This window comes from Amycolatopsis speibonae, from assembly GCF_042647925.1.
Taxonomy (GTDB): domain Bacteria; phylum Actinomycetota; class Actinomycetes; order Mycobacteriales; family Pseudonocardiaceae; genus Amycolatopsis; species Amycolatopsis speibonae.
The window spans coordinates 24,705-39,255 of record NZ_JBHRWK010000013.1 but is presented as its reverse complement, the minus strand read 5'-3'; the positions used below and the strand labels follow the sequence as shown (position 1 = coordinate 39,255).

The window sequence follows — 14,551 nt, the reverse complement described above, 5'->3', positions numbered from 1 at the left end:
TAGCTTCCGGGCCATGTACGAAATCGACTTCGTCGAGTTCCCGTCGAGTTCGGCGGCGGACTCGAGCAGGTTCTTCGAAAAGGCCTTCGGCTGGACGGCGGCGTCGTACGGCCCGACGTACACCGACGTCCAGAGCGGCGGCGCGGTCTCGTTCGGCTTCCAGCAGGACACCGCGGAGCAGACGGCGGCGCCGCTGGTGACGATCCGCACCGACGACCTCGACCAGGCGAGGGGTTCCGTCGAGGCCGCGGGCGGAGTCGTCACCGTCGAGCCGTTCTCGTTCCCCGGCGGGCGCCGGTTCCACTTCCGCGAGCCCGGCGGCGCCGAACTCGCGGTGTGGTCCCCGGACTCCTGACATCAGGCGGCGAATCCGAGCACCAGCGAAGCGGCGACAGGCGCCATGTACATCAGCGGGAACGCGACATGCGAGGCCCAGTGCGCGCGGAGCACGGTGATCACGGCGCCGGCGAAGTAGAGCACCAGGCCGATCCCGGCCGCGACACCGAGCGCGGGCACCCACAGGCCGGCGATCAGGCCGAGCGCGCCCGCGGCCTTGGCGACGCCGAGCGGGTTCCACCAGCCGCGGGGGACACCGTAGTCGGCGAGCGGCTGCACGACCCACTTGGCGCGGAAGAAGATCGAGGCGGCCGAGAAGGCGGCCATGAAAGCTCCGAAGACGGTGACGATGACGTAAGCGGTGGTCATTTCGGTTTCTCCTTGGGTTCTCGGTGGTTCGTCGGGTTGACCCCGGCCACCGGCCCGATGTGACAGCACCGCGCGTGAAGCACGTCACAACCCGATACGGCGCGTTTCGCGCAGGCGTGCCGCAGTTTTAGAGCAAGCGCTCTGTTACTCTCGCCCCATGGCCCGCCCCCGCCTGCACGATCTGGACAGGCTGCTCGACGCGGCCGAGCGCCTCGTCGTCGAAGGCGGCGCCCAAGGCGTCACCGTCCGGTCCCTCGCGGCCGCCGCGGGGGTCCCCAACGGCACGATCTACCACGCCTTCGGCTCACTCGGCGCACTGCTGGCCCGGGTCTGGCTCCGTGCGGCGGGCGACTTCCTCGACCTCCAGACCGAACTGGCCGATCAGGCGGCCGACCCGGCCGCGGCGGTCGCGGCGGCAGCGGACGCTCCTGCCGCTTTCGCCGACCGAAGGCCGGAGGCGGCCCGCCTGCTCATCACGGTCAAGAAGGAGCACCTGCTCGGTCCGCAGGTGCCCGACGACCTCGCCGGCGACCTCCTGACGCTCGACAAACGCCTGGTCTCCTTGCTGGTCAGGCTCGCGGACGGGCTCTGGGAAAGGCGGGACGCGCAAGCCGTCGAGGTACTGACAACCTGCGTGGTCGACCTGCCGACGGCCCTGTTCCGGCGCGCGTTCACCGCGGGCGAGCCGATCCCCGAAGACTCCCGCGTACGGCTCGCCGCCGCGGTCCACGCCATACTCCTGCTCCCACCCCCACGAAAGGACTGACGATGCCGACGCTGCGTCACGACGCCCCGGTGTTCCTGCTCGACCTCGGAGACGACGAGAACCGTTTCTCGCCGTCCTGGCTGGAAACCGTGCATTCCCAGCTCGACACCGTCGTCGCCTATCCGGATCCGGCCGTACTGGTCACCGTCGGATCAGGGAAGTTCTATTCGAACGGCCTCGACCTCGAATGGCTCACCAGCAACGCCGTCCAGGCCGCGCAGTACGTCGCCGACGTCCACGAACTGCTGGCCCGCGTGCTCACCCTCGGCGTGCACACGGTCGCCGCGATCAACGGGCACGCCTTCGGCGCCGGGGCGATGCTGGCGATGGCGCACGACTTCCGGGTGATGCGCGCCGACCGCGGGTTCTTCTGCTTCCCCGAAGCCGACATCAACATCCCGTTCACGCCGGGGATGGCCGGGCTCATCCAGAGCAAGCTCACCCCCTCGGCCGCCATCGCGTCGATGACCACGGGACGGCGATTCGGCGGCACGGACGCGCGGGATCTGGGGCTCGTGGACGCCGTCGCCGAGAAGTCCGCGCTGCTGGAGTACGCGGCCGACCTCGTCCGCCCGCTGGCCGGGAAGGACCGCGGCACGCTGGCCGCGATCAAGACGACGATGTTCACCCCGGCCCTCACCGCGCTTCGCGCCAAGTAAGGGCACAATCATCGACTGTGAGCGAAGACATCCTGCGCGCCGAGGACCCGGACGTCGCCGAAGCCCGTAACGGGGACGACGCGGCGTTCAATCGCCTGGTGGAGCCGCTGCGCCGCGAATTGCACGCCCACTGCTACCGCATGCTCGGCTCGACCCACGACGCCGACGACGCTCTCCAGGACGCTCTCCTGCGGGCTTGGCGGGGGCTGGAACGGTTCGAAGGCCGGAGCTCGATGCGGACCTGGCTCTACACCGTCGCCACCCGCACCTGTCTCGACACCGCCGCCGCACGCGGCAAACGCGCCCTCCCGATGGACCTCGGCCCGTCGAGTGAGCGGGCGGTGCTCGAACACGCCCCGGTGACCGAGGTCGCGTGGCTCGGCCCGTATCCCGACGGGAGCCTCGGCCGGGGCCCGGCCGGGCCGGACACCCGGTACGAGCAGCGCGAGGCCGTCGAGCTGGCGTTCGTCGCCGCGCTGCAGCATCTGCCGGGCAACCAGCGGGCCGCGCTGCTGCTCTTCGACGTCCTCGGCTTCTCCGCCGCGGAGATCGCGTCCACAATGGACACTTCGGTCGCGGCGGTGAACAGCGCGCTGCAGCGGGCGCGGGCGATCGTGGCCGAGAAGGTCCCGTCGCCCAGCCAGCAGCAGACGCTGCGGAAGCTCGAAGACGCGCGGGTCCGCGAGATCGCCGCGGACTTCGCCTCCGCGCTGGACCGCGGCGACGCAGACGCGCTCGTGGCATTGCTGACCGAGGACGTCACCTGGTCCATGCCGCCACTCGCGCACTGGTACCGCGGCATCGAGGCCGTCTCCGATTTCGCCGTCGAAGTGCCGATCAGCCGGTGCCCGAGCTGGCGCAACGAGGTCATCACCGCCAACGGCCAGCCGACGGTCGCCTGCTACGTCGGCGAATCGGCCGACGCCGTCCACCACGCCTGGTCGATCAACGTGCTGTCGCTGCGGGACGACCGGATCCACGAGATCACGTCGTTCCTCGATCCGGCCCTGTTCGCGGAGTTCGGCCTTCCTCCGACGAAGCCCTGATCACTCCTCCGCATGACAACGGCGGCCGAACCGGTCCAGGACTGCCACGATGGCCGCCATGCGGAAGATCACTCCGGTGTTCAAGGTCGTCGCCACCGTGCTGGCCGTGGTGATCGCCGCCGGGCTCGGCCTGTGGCTGCACGCCGCGGACCGGACCGCGGGCGACACCGGGCATTGGGTGGGCTCGCACGCCCCGGACCGGATCGAGGTCAACGCGTCCGTGCTCAAGGTGGACGCCGCCGCGCGGGAGGCCGTGCTGCGCGTGCTGGTCGTCCCGCTCGGGCGGTTCGGGGAAGACGACGGCGTCGCGTCGACCGGCGAGCTCCGGCTGCTGACGTCTTCCAGCCTTCGCGATGACCGCGTCTTCCCCGCGCACCATCGGATCTCCAGTTTCGATCTTCCGATCGCGCTGACCGGCGGGGCCGTCACCGACTATCCCTTCGACGGCTACGAGGCGCGGATCGAGTTCGCGGCCGTCCACAACGGGGAACCCGCCCCCGTCTTGTTCACACTGGAGAAAGTGGACAGTCTGTTCTCCTTCTCCGTCAAGGACTATCGCGCGGCCGAAGACCAGGGCGGCCTCGATGTCCGGTTCAGTCGCTCCACCAGCGTGCTGGTCTTCGCGCTGTTCATGATGATCACCATGTGGGGCCTGGCCATCGCGGTGTTCTTCGGCGCGCGGCATCTGATCGCGCGCAGGAAGGGCCTGGTCTGGCCGTCGTTCGGGTTCATGGCCGCGACACTGTTCGCGCTCGCCGGATTCCGCAATCTCGCCCCGGGCTCGCCACCGATCGGCTCCCTGCTGGATTACACGGCCTTCCTGTGGGCCGAGGTCGTCATCGCGCTGTGCGTCGTGGTCGCGGTGGTGACCGGCGCGATCACCGAACACGGCAAACCGGACGCCGGATGAGCATGATGGAGCCGTGCTGGTCGTACCGGGAACCGGTCGTACCGGGCGCTGCTGGCCCGCGCGCTGACCGCACGCGGCCTTTCGGTTCTGCTCCTGGAGTATCGCGGGTACGGGGGCAATCCCGGCGAGCCGTCCGAGGACGGGCTGGCGCTGGACGTCCGCGCCGCCCAGGACTTCCTGACGCGCGAGGCCGGGGTGCCGCTGGTGTACTTCGGCGAAAGCCTCGGCTCGGCGGTCGTCACCGAACTGGCCACCGAACGTCCGCCGTCCGCGCTCGTGCTGCGTTCGCCGTTCGTCGACCTCGCGTCGGTCGGGCAGCGGCACTATCCGTTCCTGCCGGTCCGGTGGCTGCTGCGGGACGAGTTCCCGACGCGGGACAACGTCGGGCGCGTGAAGGCCCCTGTCACCGTCGTATACGGCTCCGCGGACTCGATCGTCCCGGCAGCGCAGAGCCGCGAAGTGGCGCAGGCCGCGGGCGCGAAGGCTGTCGAAGTCCCCGGCGCCGATCACAACGACCCGGCGTTCTCCGACGGCCCGGAGCTGATCGACGCCATCGCAGGCGGCTCAGGCCCTCCGGCGCAGTGACAGCGAGTGGCCGGGGTTGAGCTTGCGGCCGAGGCGGTCGGCCTTCGGCCAGCGGACTTCGGTCGCCCAGCCCGCCTTTTCGAACAGCCAGATCAGCCGCGCGGAGATGTCGAGCTGACCGCGGCGGACACCGTGCCGGGCGCCGGTCGGGTCGGCGTGGTGGGAGTTGTGCCAGGACTCGCCCATCGAGGCGATGGCGAGCGGCCAGAAGTTCGAGGACTTGTCGCGGGCAGCGAACGGGCGGTCGCCGATCAGGTGACACAGCGAGTTCACCGACCAGGTGACGTGGTGCAGCAGCGCCACCCGGACGAGGCTCGCCCAGAAGAACGCGGTGACCGCACCCCACCACGACAGCGTGATCAGGCCGCCGAGGACGGCGGGCGCGAGCAGCGTCACGACGGTGAGCAGCGGGAACAGGCTGTCGACGCGGGCGATGTCACGATCGTCGAGCAGGTCCGGGGCGAAGCGCCGGGCATTGGTCTTCTCACGTTCGAAAAGCCAGCCCATGTGTGCGTGCCAGAAGCCGCGGGCCAGCGCCGCCGGGCTGGTGCCGAACCGCCACGGGGAGTGCGGGTCGCCCTCGCGGTCGGCGAAGGCGTGATGGCGCCGGTGGTCGGCCACCCAGCCGATGACGGGGCCCTGCATGGCCATGCTGCCGGTGACCGCGAGGGCGATCCGCAGGCCGCGGTTGGCTTTGAAGGCGCCGTGGGTGAAGTAGCGGTGGAAGCCGGCCGTCACGCCGAGGCCGGTCAGGAAGTAGAACGCGGCGGCCAGGCCGAGGTCCACCCAGCCGAGTCCCCAGCCCCACGCGAAGGGGACGGAGGCGGCCAGTGCCAGCAGGGGCACCACCGCGAACAACTTGACGAGAAGGTTTTCGGTGCGGGACTGCTCCCCGGACATCAGAGGTTGCGGCGCCTGCCGCTCTTCACTGTCCAGAGGTCTCAGAGCTGAGGTCATGTCGCCGTTTCTGGTCGATGGCCGAGGCATGTGTCAGCTGCGGAAGCCTGAGCACGACGCGGCGCACGAGAAAGCATGCCCGCGACGAATTCTGCGCGAGCGTGCTTGGACAACACGACACCCAAAACGTTGGACCGGTCCGTTCAACGAACGGCGTCGACCGAAGGTTCCAGTGTGGGATAAGAAGGTTCGCGAAAAAGATCCATGTATCGCTCACCCTGAGGGGTCTTGGGGTCGGATCGCTCGACCTGGGTTTCGAGCGGATGGCTGAACAGCGCACTGTCCGTGCTGTGAGTTTTGACGATTAAACCTTTCGAAGGGGACCGCCGTTTCGCGGTCTTCAGCGAGGCCGGGGGCGATTTCCACCGCCTCGCACGAGATCGGCGTCACGCTGCGAAGAGCGCCGCCACCGACCACGATACACGCCCCGGGGCCGAAACCCCAGGGCGTCCACTTCGATCAACCGTATGCCGGAGCCGTCAAGTTGAGTGCCGCGACGACAGTCCGCTCCTCGTAAGCGAAATGTGCTTCGAGCTTTCCTGCGAGCGCGTCGAAGTCTTCGCGCAGGCTCACGGGGTCGCTCTCGCCGTGGACGTAACCCTCGACGAGCTCGCGGATCCGCTTCTGCAGCGTCGCGACGACGACGTGGTCTTCCCCCAGTTTCGCCAACGTCGGCGCGAGCGCGGGAAACCGTTGCGCCAGCATGGGAAAGGCTCCCATGTCCTCGCCGGTATGATGCTTGGTCAACGCCTCGCAGAACGAAACACAGTGCGCCCGCAAGGATTTCTCCATGGCGAGCGACTCCGCGCGTCCGGCCACGAGGTCGTCGACCCCGGCACGCAACGTCTTGAGCTCCTCCCTCAGCCATTCGTGGACCTCCACCAGGAAATCCCCCATCCCTCGCACCCGGTCATCGATCCGGTGCAGGATCACGACAGGTAGTTCGCGTGTCGTTTTCGCCTGGTACTCGGCGAATCCCGGATCCTCGGCGACGACCTTCGCGAACAACGCGTCACGCTCCATCGTGGACGGAAGGGCCGCGATCGCCTCGTAGGTCTCGGTCCCCGTCTCGACGGCGACCCGATGGTCGTGCCGGATGTTGTGATACCACCCCGGATTCCTCGGCGCCCCCATGTTCGAAGCGACGACGACGGTCTTGCCGTCGATTTCGAGGCACCCCAACGGGCTCGTCCACCGCTTGCCGCTCTTGGCGCCGACGGTGGTGAGCAGGATCAGCCGCCACCCCTCGAACATGCCGCCGAGTTTTCCCTTGTTCTGCCTGAATTCCTCGATCACCTGGTCATTGAAGCCGGTCAATTCGTTCCTTCCCGTCGATGTGATGACAGGAGGACGCGGAACCATCACCGGAAGAAAAGCGCACAAGTCTTGGTACGCCCGGATTCGAGCGCACCGCATGGAGGCGTCATCCCACGACGCGGGGATGAGTGAATGCGAGAGACGGTGTGTGCCGATCTCTGGTGGCCGAGTAGCCGCTACCTCCATGCATAGGCCCATACGGGGCTCAGGCATGACGCTAGCACAAAGCTTCCCTGCCGCGCACTCATACTTGTGGGTGCCACATAAACGTGTGATAGAACATTTGTTCGATTACGGGTATCGTTGTTTCCGTGGCCAGCGACAACACATCCCCGACGACACCCACCGAGTGGTGGCGCGTCGACACCGCGATCCGGGGCTGCTCCGGGCATTCGACGTTGGCGGCACTGATCTACGAAGACTTCCTCGTCACCGACAAGGAAGCCAACGACCGCGCCGACCGCGTCCTCGCCCTCCACCCCGGCCCCACTATCGGCGGTGACCCGGCCCCACCTCTCGCGCCCCTGACCGCCGACGCGGCTAGGGAAGGCGCGATCGGCGGCTCACAGATCGACGCCATCATCCGCACCCTCGCCCGCATCCCTGCCACCATCCCCGAACACAAGATCCGAGACGGCGAAAAGATCCTCGTCGATCTCGCTCGTCATACCGGACCCCGCGCCATCGCCCGAGCCGGACGACGCCTGCTCGACAACCTCGACCCCGACGGGAAAGAACCCCGCAACGAGGATCCCAAGGATGTGCGGCCGGAGTTGCGGTTCGTCACACGCCGCGACGGCACCCTCGGCCTCACCGCCACCCTCGACCTGGAAACCTACGCCCGCCTCAAATCCGACCTGGATCCGATGGCCAAGCCCCACAAGGCCATCGACGGAGTCCGGGACTCCCGCACTCAAGACGAACGCTATGGCGACGCTTTCACCGACTATGTGCGGTTGAAGACCACCAGCCGCAATTTGCCCGGCCAGGCCGGAGAAGCCACCCACATCCTCGTCACCATGTCGTACGAGGATTTGATCCGGGACATCGGTGAAGCCCACCTCGACCTCGTTGGGGCTCGGGATCCGGATCGTCGCTTGGGTCGAGGCGAAAGCCGCGGCGCGGGGCAAGGCGTTCGTCCGGGTGGCGACGACACGCGGCAATCCTGCTTTGCGCGCGCTCTACGAGGGGTGCGGGATTCGACCACGTGTCGGACCCGCCCGAGGCGAAGTGGCCCACCAGCCTTTACGAAAGGAGAGTCACCACCGGCGAATGATCAAGTCAGGCCGAGGATTTCCGGCCGCTCCGCGTACTTTCGCCAGTATCGCCCGGGATCGGCGACCAGGCGGCGGCGTTCGAGATCCAGCAGCCCGGAAAGGCTTTCCACCTCGGCCACCATCGCACCGTCCGGTGCCACGAACTCCTGGACGACCCGCGAAACCTTGCCCGGCTCCCAGGTGAACCGGGTCAGGACGTCGATCCGCGCGCGGGCCCGAAGCTCTCGGCGGAACCGGATCGTCGTTTCGAGGTTGACCGGGCCGAGGTTCCCGGCCTTGAGCGCCAGCGGATCCACTCCGGCCGCCCACACGCATTCCCAGCGCGCGTGATCGGCGTACGCGAGGTAGGCAGGGCCGCGGACGTGCCCGTTGACGTCGAGATCGTCCGTGCGGATATCGAGGGTGACGCGGAAAGGTTCGAGCACTCCCCGATCTTCGCCCGGGGACCTGCCTCAGTCTGGAACGTTTCGGCCAGTCCAGGAACGCACGAGCGCGCCGGGCGAGGCGCCCGCCAGCCGCCGGCATTCCCGTCCGAGATGGGACTGGTCCGCGTAGCCCACTTCGGCGGCGACATCGGCGAGCGACGAACGGGCCCGCGCGACGGCCTCGACTCGCTTGAGGAACCGGTGGAACCGCAGCACTCGCTGCAACTCCTTGGGACCCACGCCGACCTCGTGCCGCACATGCCGCCGAAGACCACGTTCGCTCACGCCCAGCTCCGCCGCCACCTGATCGGCGCGGGCGCCGGGCGACCGCAACGCGCGAGCGGCCTCGATCGTGAGCCCGTCCGGCTCGACGTCGCGGAGCCTTTCCGCGACCAGCGCCTCCAGCACCGACCGCGCCTCGCCCGGGATGTCGCACTCGGCCAGCCTGGATTCCGCACGACGGGCCCTCCCAGCCCACAGGTCGCGCAGCGGGGTGGCCTCCGCCGTCAGATCCGTCATCGGCAGCCCCAGTACCGCGCCACCGGCACCGCACCGCAGGCGAAGCCCGACTGTCCACTCCGCCGACGGCAGCTCGCGCCGCAACACCCCGCGCACCGTGGTGACGGCGGTGAGCCCCCGACCGTCCCAGACGAGGTCCACGCAGCCGTCCGGGAACACCCGCAGCGGACGGCTGCGCCCCACCAAACCCGTCCAGGCGCTCTCGACCACCTCCGCCACCTTCGCGGCCGGCACACTTTCGCGGTACGTCGAACGACCCGAACGGCGGCGCAGCGGAACACCCACGTCCGGGAGTATGCCCCCGCCCACCGACAAGATGCGCCTCGCTTGATCTTGCTGAAGACTTGCCGTCGTGCTGAGGCCGGTACTCGACCCGTCCCCCGCCGGCTGGATCTCCTCCAGGCTCGGCGGGGCGTTCGGTGCTGCCTGCCGCACGGTCCCGCGTGGCTATGCCGCCTACGCCCGCCTCTGCCACCCGGCGGAACGCGACCGCGGCGGCTGGGCGAGCTGGCGCGAAGCCGCGACCGAAACGGGACGCCGCGCCCACGGCGCCATGCAGTGGCACGCGCTCGTCGGCTCCCCGGATCCGGTGAACCTCACGGGCTCGCTGTGGCGAGGCTCGCCGCCGGGACGCGGCACGCTGCCGTCGCACAGCCTCACCGCGCTGCTGGCCGTCCTCGGCGGCCACACCTCCTCTTCGGACGCCTGGTTCTGCCTTTGGGAGGGCTACGGCTGGGCCGACGAGACGACGTTGTCCCGCGAGCACCTCGACTCGCCGCGCCTGCGGCATCCGGGCCGGGACTACCTGATGTTCACCGGGCCGCTGACCTCGGCGACGGAACTCGGCTGGCGGCCGCGGCCGAGCTGGTTCGAGGCGCAGTCCCCCAACCTGTTCTGGCCGGAAGACCGCGCTTGGTGCGTGGCCACCGAGGTCGACTTCGACTCGACCCTCGTCGCGGGCGAAGAGGCCCTGATCGACGCGCTCGTCGAGGCACCGGGGCTGGACGCCTGGCGGATCGAGCCCGACACCTCCCTCTCCGCGGACGCCGACAGGATCAACCAGCTCCCCTGACCGCTACACAGCGTCAGCCCACGCCGCACTCCGGAAGAACTCGCCTCCCGTGCTATGAAAGGTCCTTTCCTTGCGAAATTTGCAAGGAAAGGACCTTTCATAGCACTTGCGGGGCGGGGTCAGCGCTCTTCGATCGCGTCGACCTTCGCCGGGTAGAACGCCACGTGGTCCTTGATCTCGGCGACCGCGTCGTGCGGCGCTTCGTAGGTCCAGACGGCGTTCTCGGCGACGCCGTCGCCGGTCCGGATGCTGTAGTACGACGCGTCGCCCTTGAACGGGCAGTACGTCGAGTGTTCCGTCCGCTCCAGCAAGTCGAAGTCGACGTCGGCACGCGGGATGTACTGCGCCGGCGGGTAGTTCGCCTCTTGCAGCGTGAGCGCGTTCGCGCTGTCCGCCACGACCTTCCCGCCGACCGTCACGACCACGCGCGCCTTGTTCGGCGCCACCGTGATCGGGTGGTTCGCGCTGGGCTTCAGCACCTTCTTGTCAGGCATGGATCAGCTCCCTCGGGGGTTTCTCCGCTACCTGGCACAGCGACGCCGCCCGCCCGGATATTCCCCTCAGGGCAGGTAGTACATCGGGTTCGGCAGCTTCACCGGGAACTCTGCGTAACCGCCTTCGAGGTCGCTGAACTGGTCACCGAAGTTGGCCAGGATCGTCGCGCCGGTCGAGGCGATGTGCTTCCGCGTGCCCGCCTTGTACTGGACGGTGGTGCAGGTCAGCCCGCACGGCAGGTAGTCCGGCGCGGTGGTCTTCGGCTTGAAGAACGCGCCGGCGGGCGCCGGATAGCCCTCGTTCGCGAGGTTCTTGAGCGACTGCGGGCCCTGGAACTCGTTGCGGCCGGTCAGGAAGTAGACCTTGACGCCGCGCTGCGCGGCCCAGTTCGCCAGCTCCAGCACCGGCTTGTTCGCGACGAACGTGCCCTTGTCGATCGCTTCCTGCTGCTTCTTCGGGTCGAAGCCGAAGTCGTTGTCGACCTCCCAGCCGTAGGTGACCTCGGCGGTGTCGTCGACGTCGAACACGACGGCGGGGTTCTCGACGCCGCGGTCCAGCCGCCGCGTGAGGTAGCGCTTGGCGTCCGAGACCTGGCGCTTGGTGTCGGAGACGAATCGGCTGTTCTCCGAGTACTGGTGCTTGCCGTCTGGGCCGACGACGTCGCCGTAGTAGGCCTTGACGTCGAGTTTGACCTGGCCGATGTTGGCGGGCTCGTGCCCGCGCCGCCAGGAGGCGTCGTCCTGGTTCGCGACGGCGGTGGCACCGCCCGCGAGAACGGCTCCGGCGGCCGCGGCGGCGGCCAGTTTCAGCAGACCGGTGAACCGGCTCATGGAAGTGCTCCTCACGTCAGCTGTGCGCGGCAAAGGAACGCTACTCCAGAACGGCCGATTCTGGTCAGTACCAAAGTCGCTTCTTCACCGCCACGGGGTTTCAGCTTGCGCCGCAACGCATCCGGGTCTATATCGAGACCACGAACGAGGATTTCCAGCCGACCGATATCGTGCTTCTTCAGCAGTACGCGCAAATTCTTCTCGCTGTACGGTCCGTACTCGAACACCCGGAACGCCCGGATTCCCGGTGGCGGTACGTCCCCGGTCAGGTACGCGATGCGTTCGTCGAGCTGCCACAAGCCATGCCGTGCCGCGTAATGCCGCACAAGTCCGGCCCGGACGACGGCGCCGTCGGGGTCGACGATCCATTCACCCGGCTCGCGAACGGGGATCTCGTCGGGATCGGCGTCGGTGACAGTCCACTGTGCACTGTCCGAACGCAACACCGTCGCGCGCCGGGACACAGTGGATCCCACGCCGCGCCACAAGCAGGCCTCGCGGACCTGACCGTCCAAAGAGACCAGTTCGACCTCGTCCGCCCAGGGTGCGATGGAGAAATCGAGACCCGGCGCGCATTTGACCGAAAGTTCGCGGCCCGCGTACGCCTCGATCAGGCCGTCCAGCGGCGGAAGGAAATCGGCGGGCTTCCACGCCCGGCGCCCGGCCGAGTCACGGCGGGCGGGATCGGCGACGACGACCGAGGAGCGGCTGACCGGCCGCAACGCGTCGGCGCGCACCAGCACCGGCGAAACGCCGGCCTCGAGAGCGTTGTGCCGGGCCATCGCCAGCCGGACCTCGTCCAGATCCGAGCCCATCGCCCGATCGGCGACGCGGGCGATCTCGATCAGGTCCGCGCCGACGGAACACGTCACGTCGTGGACGTCGCGGCCGGCCAGTCGCGAGGCCCGGTGCCGGGCGACCAGTGTGGCGCTGGCCTGCTGAAGGGCGTCACCGGTGAACAGCCACGAGCCCGCGGAGTCCAGTTTGGACGACGACTTCCGCCGCAGCACCACCGTTTCCAGCACCGCGGCCGCGTGCTCCGGGGCGATCCGGCGGACGGCGGCGACGTCGGCGATGCGGGTCTTGTCGGTCAGCGGCAGGGACGAGCATTCGGCGAGCGCCGCGCTTCCCGCGCCGGAGCGCAGGAAGGCGACGTCGTCGAGAGTGAACGCGTAAGGCACCTAGGAACGCTTGGTACCGGTGATCATCACGTTGTAGAACAGCTCGCGCGGCAGCACCTTGGCGAGCAGCTTCTTGTCCAAAGCGGACAGTCGCAGCCACAGCCGGTACGCGAACAGACGCCAGCGCAGGGTCAGTTTCTCCTGCGGGACGGCGGCTTCGAAGGTCCGGATCGGCCAGCCCGCGAGCGCGGCGGCGAACTCCTCGGTGACCGCGCGGACGTCCTGGCCGCCCGCGCCGCGGGCCATCGACTCGAGGTCGGACGGGTCGAACGTGTGGATGTCGACCACGGCTTCGAGCGCGGCCGCGCGGGAGGACTCGTCGAGTTCCTCCTGGGGACGGCGCCAGCCGGTCAGCGCCGGGAGCTTGGTCAGGTTGGTGGTGAGGTACCACGTGATCTGGCCCAGCTTGCGCGCGTAGAAGTCGCCGACCTTCGTCGGCTCGCCCGCGAAGACGAACCGCCCGCCCGGCTTCAGCACCCGCAGCACCTCGGCGAACGCCGCGCGGACGTCCGGGATGTGGTGCAGCACCGCGTGCCCGACGACGAGATCGAAGCTGTTGTCCTCGTAGGGGATCCGCTCCGCGTCGGCGACCCGGCCGTCGACGTCGAGGCCGAGCTTCTCGGCGTTGCGCAGCGCGACCTGGACCATGCCGGGCGAGAGGTCGGTGACCGACCCCTTCTTGATCACGCCGCCCTGCATCAGGTTCAGCAGGAAGAAACCGGTGCCGCTGCCCAGTTCCATCGCGGTCGGGTACGGCTGGCCGTCCTCACCGGCGACGGCGTTGAACACGCCGGTCGCGTAGGAGATGCAGCGCTCGTCGTAGGAGATGGACCACTTCTCGTCGTAGGTCCCGGCTTCCCAGTCGTGGTAGAGCACGTTGGCGAGCTTGGGGTCGTCGAAGGCGGCCTTGACCTCTTCGGCGGTGGCGTGCGGGTTCGGCGCCGGGTCGTTCACCTGGGTCATCGTGCTTACTTCCCCTCGAAGGTGGCCTTGCCAGGGCCGTTCTCGATGAACGACTTCATGCCGTTGCGCTGGTCTTCGGTCGCCCAGAGCGCGGCGAAGAGGTGTGATTCGAGCTTGAGGCCGCTCGCGAGATCGGTGTCGAGACCGCCGTCGATGGCGACCTTCGCGGCGCGGAGCGCCACGGCAGGGCCGTTCGCGAACTGGGCAGCCCACTTGTGCGCGGCGGCGTAGACGTCGTCCGGTGCCACGACCTCGTCGAGGATGCCCAGTGCCAGCGCCTCTTCGGCCTTCACGAAGCGGCCGGTGAACACGAGGTCCTTGGTCTTGCTCGGGCCGATGAGCCGCGCGAGGCGCTGCGTGCCACCGGCGCCGGGGATGACGCCGAGCTGGATCTCCGGCTGGCCGACCTTGACGTTGTCGCCGGCGATCCGGCGGTCGGCGGTCAGCGCGAGTTCGAGGCCGCCGCCCAGCGCGTAGCCGGTGATGGCCGCGACGACCGGCTTCGGGATGTTCGCGATGGTGGCCAGCGACGCCGTCAGCGCCGCGCCGAACTTCGCGATCTCGGGGTAGGTGCGCTCGGCCATCTCCTTGATGTCCGCGCCACCCGCGAAGGTCTTCTCGCCGCCGTACAGGATCACGGCGCGCACGTCGTCGCGCTCGGAGGCCTCACGGGCCGCCTCGGCCAGCTCGGCCTGCACCTGGTTGTTCAGCGCGTTGACCGGCGGGCGGTCCAGCCGGATCGTGCCGACCCCGCCTTCGACCTCAAGGCTTACGAACTCTCCCACGCCAGTCCTCCTCAACGGGCCGTCCACAACGACAGACTCACACGCTACCGGTCAGTACG

17 protein-coding genes and 1 pseudogene are annotated in these 14,551 nt (G+C 68.7%); 8 read left to right on the top strand and 10 right to left on the bottom strand.

What is annotated here, in order from left to right; translation table 11 throughout:
• Positions 1-13: 13 nt before the first annotated feature.
• Positions 14-355, top strand: coding sequence for a VOC family protein (locus ACFOSH_RS07455; RefSeq protein WP_378237960.1), 342 nt, complete (start codon positions 14-16; stop codon positions 353-355).
• 2 nt (positions 356-357) lie between these two features.
• Here ACFOSH_RS07455 and ACFOSH_RS07450 read toward each other — a convergent pair whose 3' ends face one another.
• Positions 358-705, bottom strand: a complete 348-nt coding sequence (locus ACFOSH_RS07450; RefSeq protein ID WP_378237959.1) for a DoxX family protein — start codon at positions 703-705, stop codon at positions 358-360.
• Positions 706-862: 157 nt separating this feature from the next.
• Between ACFOSH_RS07450 and ACFOSH_RS07445 the strand changes: the two genes are divergently transcribed.
• From ACFOSH_RS07445 to ACFOSH_RS07425, 5 genes are read left to right on the top strand one after another with little or no spacing between them, the layout of a single operon-like run.
• Positions 863-1,471, top strand: coding sequence for a TetR/AcrR family transcriptional regulator (locus ACFOSH_RS07445; RefSeq protein WP_378237958.1), 609 nt, complete (start codon positions 863-865; stop codon positions 1,469-1,471).
• Positions 1,472-1,473: 2 nt separating this feature from the next.
• Positions 1,474-2,130 carry an enoyl-CoA hydratase-related protein gene (locus ACFOSH_RS07440; RefSeq protein WP_378237957.1) on the top strand — a complete coding sequence of 219 codons (657 nt, stop codon included), beginning with the start codon at positions 1,474-1,476 and terminating at the stop codon, positions 2,128-2,130.
• A 17-nt stretch (positions 2,131-2,147) separates the two neighbouring features.
• Positions 2,148-3,176, top strand: a complete 1,029-nt coding sequence (locus tag ACFOSH_RS07435) for a sigma-70 family RNA polymerase sigma factor (RefSeq protein ID WP_378237956.1) — start codon at positions 2,148-2,150, stop codon at positions 3,174-3,176.
• A gap of 58 nt (positions 3,177-3,234) precedes the next feature.
• Complete coding sequence (locus ACFOSH_RS07430) at positions 3,235-4,086, top strand: DUF4436 family protein (RefSeq protein ID WP_378237955.1); 852 nt, start codon at positions 3,235-3,237, stop codon at positions 4,084-4,086.
• Between the two features lie 48 nt (positions 4,087-4,134).
• Complete coding sequence (locus ACFOSH_RS07425; RefSeq protein ID WP_378238057.1) at positions 4,135-4,671, top strand: alpha/beta hydrolase; 537 nt, start codon at positions 4,135-4,137, stop codon at positions 4,669-4,671.
• On the opposite strand, the gene ACFOSH_RS07420 is transcribed toward ACFOSH_RS07425, so the two are convergent.
• On the bottom strand, positions 4,651-5,628 hold the full coding sequence (locus ACFOSH_RS07420; RefSeq protein ID WP_378237954.1) for an acyl-CoA desaturase: 978 nt from the start codon (positions 5,626-5,628) through the stop codon (positions 4,651-4,653). The genes ACFOSH_RS07425 and ACFOSH_RS07420 overlap by 21 nt on opposite strands.
• A 459-nt stretch (positions 5,629-6,087) precedes the next feature.
• The gene (locus tag ACFOSH_RS07415; RefSeq protein WP_378237953.1) at positions 6,088-6,945 is read right to left on the bottom strand and encodes a nitroreductase/quinone reductase family protein; all 858 of its coding nucleotides are present in this window, start codon (positions 6,943-6,945) and stop codon (positions 6,088-6,090) included.
• A gap of 311 nt (positions 6,946-7,256) precedes the next feature.
• Here ACFOSH_RS07415 and ACFOSH_RS07410 point away from each other — a divergent pair.
• A pseudogene (locus ACFOSH_RS07410) lies at positions 7,257-7,940 on the top strand (DUF222 domain-containing protein); the annotation flags it as partial.
• Between the two features lie 281 nt (positions 7,941-8,221).
• Here ACFOSH_RS07410 and ACFOSH_RS07405 read toward each other — a convergent pair.
• Positions 8,222-8,647, bottom strand: a complete 426-nt coding sequence (locus tag ACFOSH_RS07405) for an acyl-CoA thioesterase (RefSeq protein ID WP_378237952.1) — start codon at positions 8,645-8,647, stop codon at positions 8,222-8,224.
• Between the two features lie 27 nt (positions 8,648-8,674).
• Positions 8,675-9,451, bottom strand: a complete 777-nt coding sequence (locus tag ACFOSH_RS07400) for a helix-turn-helix domain-containing protein (RefSeq protein ID WP_378237951.1) — start codon at positions 9,449-9,451, stop codon at positions 8,675-8,677.
• Between the two features lie 67 nt (positions 9,452-9,518).
• On the opposite strand from ACFOSH_RS07400, the gene ACFOSH_RS07395 reads away from it, so the two are divergent.
• Entirely contained in the window at positions 9,519-10,238 is a 720-nt protein-coding gene (locus ACFOSH_RS07395; protein ID WP_378237950.1) for a hypothetical protein, read from the top strand.
• A 119-nt stretch (positions 10,239-10,357) separates the two neighbouring features.
• Here the strand turns inward: ACFOSH_RS07395 and ACFOSH_RS07390 are convergent, their stop codons facing one another.
• The 5 genes from ACFOSH_RS07390 to ACFOSH_RS07370 form a co-directional block, all read right to left on the bottom strand.
• The gene (locus tag ACFOSH_RS07390; protein WP_378237949.1) at positions 10,358-10,732 is read right to left on the bottom strand and encodes a DUF427 domain-containing protein; all 375 of its coding nucleotides are present in this window, start codon (positions 10,730-10,732) and stop codon (positions 10,358-10,360) included.
• 66 nt (positions 10,733-10,798) lie between these two features.
• Positions 10,799-11,563, bottom strand: a complete 765-nt coding sequence (locus ACFOSH_RS07385; protein ID WP_378237948.1) for an HAD family acid phosphatase — start codon at positions 11,561-11,563, stop codon at positions 10,799-10,801.
• Positions 11,564-11,574: 11 nt separating this feature from the next.
• Positions 11,575-12,744 (bottom strand): class I SAM-dependent methyltransferase, encoded by a 1,170-nt coding sequence (locus tag ACFOSH_RS07380; RefSeq protein ID WP_378237947.1) that lies wholly within the window; start codon positions 12,742-12,744, stop codon positions 11,575-11,577.
• Positions 12,745-13,707, bottom strand: coding sequence for a class I SAM-dependent methyltransferase (locus ACFOSH_RS07375; protein ID WP_378237946.1), 963 nt, complete (start codon positions 13,705-13,707; stop codon positions 12,745-12,747). It lies immediately after the preceding gene.
• Positions 13,708-13,712: 5 nt separating this feature from the next.
• Entirely contained in the window at positions 13,713-14,492 is a 780-nt protein-coding gene (locus ACFOSH_RS07370) for an enoyl-CoA hydratase/isomerase family protein (RefSeq protein ID WP_378237945.1), read from the bottom strand.
• Between the last annotated feature and the right edge of the window lie 59 nt (positions 14,493-14,551).

What these genes read in the sequence shown, in the direction of transcription:
- ACFOSH_RS07455 (WP_378237960.1), top strand. Translation starts at nt 14, where the DNA reads ATGTACGAAATCGACTTCGTCGAGTTCCCGTCGAGTTCGGCGGCGGAC.
- ACFOSH_RS07450 (WP_378237959.1), bottom strand. Translation starts at nt 705, where the DNA reads ATGACCACCGCTTACGTCATCGTCACCGTCTTCGGAGCTTTCATGGCC.
- ACFOSH_RS07445 (WP_378237958.1), top strand. Translation starts at nt 863, where the DNA reads ATGGCCCGCCCCCGCCTGCACGATCTGGACAGGCTGCTCGACGCGGCC.
- ACFOSH_RS07440 (WP_378237957.1), top strand. Translation starts at nt 1,474, where the DNA reads ATGCCGACGCTGCGTCACGACGCCCCGGTGTTCCTGCTCGACCTCGGA.
- ACFOSH_RS07430 (WP_378237955.1), top strand. Translation starts at nt 3,235, where the DNA reads ATGCGGAAGATCACTCCGGTGTTCAAGGTCGTCGCCACCGTGCTGGCC.
- ACFOSH_RS07420 (WP_378237954.1), bottom strand. Translation starts at nt 5,628, where the DNA reads ATGACCTCAGCTCTGAGACCTCTGGACAGTGAAGAGCGGCAGGCGCCG.
- ACFOSH_RS07390 (WP_378237949.1), bottom strand. Translation starts at nt 10,732, where the DNA reads ATGCCTGACAAGAAGGTGCTGAAGCCCAGCGCGAACCACCCGATCACG.
- ACFOSH_RS07385 (WP_378237948.1), bottom strand. Translation starts at nt 11,563, where the DNA reads ATGAGCCGGTTCACCGGTCTGCTGAAACTGGCCGCCGCCGCGGCCGCC.
- ACFOSH_RS07375 (WP_378237946.1), bottom strand. Translation starts at nt 13,707, where the DNA reads ATGACCCAGGTGAACGACCCGGCGCCGAACCCGCACGCCACCGCCGAA.